Below are 4,813 nucleotides of genomic sequence, written 5' to 3'. Positions count from 1 at the left end.
ATTCATCGATCGGGTATCTCACACCGGTCGAGAAAGAGAACGCGTACTACTGTGAGATCGACTCCCAGTATCACCCGATGTTGGGAGAACTCGCCCTCCACTAAACCCGGGGCGATTCAGTGCGAAGCCTGCGGGAAAGCCGAAGTCGTGGCATCAACTTGTCGATGTGCGACGGGTGAGGGGAAAGTCTGGGTGGGTGAACGTAAGTGAACCGTTGATGAGCTCTCGTTAGCTTTAGGCCCCTTTATGGCTTGTATCGGGGGTTTCAGGAACACGCCGGTGCGATCCCGGCAGGTGGCACTCGCGGCGTGCGAGGCGGGTGTGAGGACACCACCGTTCCCGGGGGAAAGACGGCACCCTGCCAGACTGCAACTGAAAGATGTGGAACACGGAAACCCCGTGGCACGCCGGTGACACCGGTGGCTGTCTTGTAAAGGATGCTGATGTGTGCGGCGGGAACAGGAAGGCTCAAAAAGCAAACGCCAGGACATCGAAAGATACTGGGAAACGCACGGTACAAGGCTGCTTCTCCTGCGGTCACCGGGCGCCAACCACCTGGATACCGGACTGCGTGTCTGGACGCGAAAGCGGGCTGACGTGAGCCGGGTGAGTCGTGAAAGGAAGATACTGATGCGCACGGAACTGCGGAGGATGTTAGACGCTACGGCGAACAGATCCACAGACGACAACTTCGACTGGTGGGCTGATATCAATTGGTCTCAGACGGAAGCGCATGTACGTGCGTTGAGGCAACGGATCTTCACGGCGGCACAGGAGGCCAACCCCAAGCGGGTTCGCAACCTGCAGCCGCCCTTGGGCTTGCTTGAGCCGGATGAATAGAAACTATTCACGTCCGGTTCTGAGGGGGCCCTGGCGCAGCAATGCGCCAGGGCTACCCGACTATTCGTATGCACTCGCTGAGTAACCGAGTTCCCATCAATTACATAGTCGGTTGGAACAGCTGCACCGTTAAAGTCCACCGCCTAGGGCGGAGCGATGGTGCCAGCGAGGTTTCCGTTCTGGGCCCATACAGTGATCCCGCCGTCTTCCAAAGGAGCCAGCGTAAAGTCATCACTGATTTCGAAGCGAAACTCATTCGGTGAATTCACATCGGAAATGTGAAAAAGAGTTCTAAACGCACCGTCGCTCTCGTCCCGAACTTCTGCCGCAAAAGTATCGTCATCGGCGACGCTAGGAGTGCTGAGCGAATCGGGTGTAACACTTCGTGTTGCTCAGACATATAGAAGGTGTGAGGCCTCATCCGGCGTCACTCCACCGACGCACTCTGTGTGTCTGATGTTGATAAGGATCAAGCTATGAGACGTCGCATCGTTCCGTCACTATTTCTCACCTCAGCGCTGGCGCTGGGTGCTCTCGGCGCGCAGCCTGCTTTCGCGGAGGTGAACGACGAGAGTGCTGTCATTGAGCAGACCGTTCAGGAAGCGGAAGTTTTCGACGCTGCGCTGCTCGCTGAGGATCTTGGCGTGACTGAAGACGTAGCCGACCAGTGGTTCGAGGGCGAAGACGAGTTCCTCGCTGCGCTCGACTATGCGTTCGAAGCGGCTGGCGATGAGTACTTCTCGTCAGCCTGGACGCCCGAGAACGAATCCTCCACCGGCCACAAGGCATGGGTGTCGTTCAAGGGTGAGGTACCCGCAGACGTTACCGATCGTTTTGCCGCCCTTGCCTTCTCCGTCGACGTGCGTCTCGACGCCGAGCACACCGAGGCTGAGCTGGAAGATATCCGCGAAGAGCTGATGACCGAGCTGTACGCGGCAGCCGAGCTTGACGGCCTGACCGGAGATTTCACCGATGATGGTGGTATCGAGATCGAATACACCTTGGCAGACACCGAAAGCGACCCCGCCGAGTTCGAAGCGCTGCTCGAGACAGCCTTGGATGAAGCACCTGTTGTAGTCGAAGCTGAAGAGGTCGAGGGCATTGAGCCGGTTGAAGAGGTCGTTCGCGGTGGCACCGGCATCAGCGGTTGCACGCTCGGCTTCACCGTCACCAAGAGCAGCACACGTGGTGCGCTGACGGCCGGCCACTGCCCCAACAGCGCCGGCAGGCCGACCGGCAGCAGCGTCGCTCTCGCGTTTAAGGCTCAGCACATCGGAGCTTCGGGCGATATCCAGTGGCACTCTACCTCTGATTCGATCCGCAACCAGATCCGCGTTACGTCGTCTGGTGTTACCCGTTCGATTACGAGCCGCGGTACTGGTGCGAATGGTTCCTCCGTCTGCAACTACGGCAAGACCCGCAGCGTTTCCTCGTGCACCACCATCAGGAGAGCAAACCACGCCTTCATCAACAAGGATGGAAAGCATGTGAAGCAGATGGTGCAGACGAATGGCACGTTCACCAACGGTGGCGATAGCGGTGGCCCTTGGTTCTCCGGTAACTCTGCACGCGGGATCCATTTCGGCAAGTCGGGTGGCTACTCGACCTACACAAAGATCAACTCCGCCCTGTCGAAGTTGGGTCTGACCCTCAAGACGAGCTAAGGCAAGATCGTGTTATTCTCTTCAACATCGAGACGCCTCACTGCTCTCGCCAGTTTCGTGGTGCTGCTCGCACTGGGCGGGTGCGCGACCCCTGAGACGCCCTCGCAGCATCCGTCGACATCCGCCCCCACAGAGAGGAGCCAAGTGAACCTGCTGACCTATACGCCGGCGGAGGATCAAGGATCGGCCGAGGCCGCGTTCGAAGGCCATTTGCTTGGAACGTCTAGCGACCAGTACCTGTACGGCGAACACACTAATGGGGGCCGTGTCGGCATCGTATTCCCCGAAGGTACCGCTTTCTCACTCGACGATGAAGAGGTGGTGCTCCCCGATGGAACCCGAATCCCGATCAACGCTGAAGTCTCTCTCGCCGGCGGATACTACTCAGAACCTCCGGGAAGCACAGTTCCTGAGCCTCCATTCGAGGAGTACTTCTACGTCAACGAATGACAGCAGTAAGAAGTGAAGGCTGGCACCGATATAGGAAAGAACCGTGCATGGCACTCGAGAGCTTCCAGCGCTTCTACGCGGATCATCACCCACTGATCCTGACGATCGCGCACCAGCGACTCGGCGATTTTGCCCTCGCCGAAGACATCACGAGTGAGGTGTTCCGCATCACGTGGGAACACTATCTCGAGGGAGGCTCGTTGAAGTTGCCGTGGGTCTACCAGACGCTCCGCAATCTCGTCGGGAATCAGTACCGCCACGCACAACGTACTGTTGAGGTTCTGTCGTTATTGCAACGAGAGAACATGGAGACTGTCATGTCTAATGATTCAGTCGAAGACGCCATGCTCATCCGTAAAGCCATGCTCTCGCTGTCAGAGACAGACCGCGAGATACTCATGATGATCTACTGGGAGGATCTCACCCGCGCCGAAGCGGCCCGGATTCTTGGGTGCAGCCCCGCAGCGATGCGAGTCCGTTTGTTCCGAGCAAAGGAGCGCCTGCGATCTATCTTGAAAGACCCGGTTCTGCAAAGAGTAGCCGAGGGGAAGGAGGGGTGATGGATGACCTCGAACGGAGGCTCCGTAAAGCACGCCCCTTCAGCGGCGACCGTAACGCGCCCCTTTCTCACCGTGCACGATCTGACTTCGCCCGGATCGCCGGGCAGGAGCTGCCCGAAGGTATGGAGAACAGCACAGCAACGCCACGTCGAAACAAGATCACTACCGCCGCAACAGCCGCTCTGGCAGTACTGGCTTGTGCAGCTGCTCTCGTACTCTTCATCAACCCTCAGCAGTTTCTCTACGTTGCTGAACCGGAAACAGAGAACACGCACCAACCCCCGCGGACACAGGAGAAGCAATACGAAGACGTTGAAGCGCTCGCGGAGGAAGCCGATCTTGTCGTGCAGGCCACCGTCGAACGCTCCGATACCGCCGATGGACAGGTGCGCTCTCAGCTCACCGTAGTTGAGACGCTAATCGGCAGCTTGCCCACAGCCTCGAACATCACACTAGAACAGCCTGCCGCAGACGGAGACTACGACCTGCCCTTAGCCGAGGTCGGCGCAGACTCTCTGATCCTGTTTCTCTCTCAAACGCACACCGCCGGTGTATACGAACTGGTGAACGCTTCACAATCCGTGCTCGCCGTTGACGGGGAGACGGTCTACCCGATATTCGATGAACTGGATCTCGGCAGCGCCGAGACCCTCGCGCAGATAAGGGAACATCTCGCCGGCTGACAGCCTCGTATCGTGCTGGAAGGAAAACGTCACGCAGGTGAGCCTGACTTCCACAACTTTAGTGCCCTGAGTTTCGGTTTTCGGAATTGAGTTGGTCGAGGATGTGGGCTGCGTCGGGGGTGATTTCTGGTGGGAAGGTGATCTCGTGGGTGCCGATGCGACCGGTGAATTCTCGTAAGGGTCGCAGCGTGGTGATGATTCGTTTCAATGAGACACCGGTTCGGGTTTGCATGAATTTCGCGACGGCTAACGCGGTGAAGACCACGGTCAGATGCGCCTCGATAGCATCGCGGGTGCGGTGAAACATGGGCCGGGCCTGCAGATCGGTTTTCGACATTCGAAAGGATTGTTCGACGTGCCAAAGCTGGTGGTATGAGGCGATGACCTCTACTGCATCCACCGTGGTGGCAGGCAGATTGGTGACGTAGCCTTTCCACCCGGCAATACGGTGGGCTCGGTCAAACGTGGTCTGGTCAAAGACCCGGGTTGCACCTTGGTGAATCGCCCCGGGTTTAGTGGAGGGCGAGTTCTCCCAACATCGGGTGATACTGGGAGTCGATCTCACAGTAGTACGCGTTCTCTTTCTCGACCGGTGTGAGATACCCGATCGATGAAT

At 58.1% G+C, this 4,813-nt stretch carries 6 protein-coding genes; 5 read left to right on the top strand and 1 reads right to left on the bottom strand.

Features of this window, described 5'->3' with window-relative positions; genetic code table 11:
- Window positions 1-630 precede the first annotated feature (630 nt).
- The 5 genes from H7E91_RS12245 (at window position 631) to H7E91_RS11310 (ending at window position 4,197) form a co-directional block, all read left to right on the top strand.
- A complete protein-coding gene (locus H7E91_RS12245; RefSeq protein WP_206680436.1) occupies window positions 631-840 on the top strand; it encodes a reverse transcriptase N-terminal domain-containing protein in 210 nt (69 codons plus the stop codon).
- 476 nt (window positions 841-1,316) lie between these two features.
- Window positions 1,317-2,504: a S1 family peptidase gene (locus H7E91_RS11325; RefSeq protein ID WP_182355225.1), complete on the top strand. Its 1,188-nt coding sequence runs from the start codon at window positions 1,317-1,319 to the stop codon at window positions 2,502-2,504.
- A 144-nt stretch (window positions 2,505-2,648) separates the two neighbouring features.
- On the top strand, window positions 2,649-2,954 hold the full coding sequence (locus H7E91_RS11320) for a hypothetical protein (RefSeq protein WP_182355224.1): 306 nt from the start codon (window positions 2,649-2,651) through the stop codon (window positions 2,952-2,954).
- Between the two features lie 47 nt (window positions 2,955-3,001).
- Window positions 3,002-3,514, top strand: coding sequence for an RNA polymerase sigma factor (locus H7E91_RS11315; protein WP_182355223.1), 513 nt, complete (start codon window positions 3,002-3,004; stop codon window positions 3,512-3,514).
- A complete protein-coding gene (locus H7E91_RS11310) occupies window positions 3,514-4,197 on the top strand; it encodes a hypothetical protein (RefSeq protein ID WP_182355222.1) in 684 nt (227 codons plus the stop codon). Before H7E91_RS11315 ends, H7E91_RS11310 begins: the two co-directional genes overlap by 1 nt.
- Before the next feature lie 58 nt (window positions 4,198-4,255).
- Here H7E91_RS11310 and H7E91_RS12190 read toward each other — a convergent pair whose 3' ends face one another.
- Window positions 4,256-4,762, bottom strand: a complete 507-nt coding sequence (locus tag H7E91_RS12190; RefSeq protein ID WP_338401797.1) for an IS1634 family transposase — start codon at window positions 4,760-4,762, stop codon at window positions 4,256-4,258.
- Between the last annotated feature and the right edge of the window lie 51 nt (window positions 4,763-4,813).

This window comes from Flaviflexus huanghaiensis (assembly GCF_014118685.1).
Classification (GTDB): Bacteria; Actinomycetota; Actinomycetes; order Actinomycetales; family Actinomycetaceae; genus Flaviflexus; species Flaviflexus huanghaiensis.
Note: the sequence above shows the minus strand (reverse complement) of the source record. Positions and strands in the feature narration are given on the sequence as shown.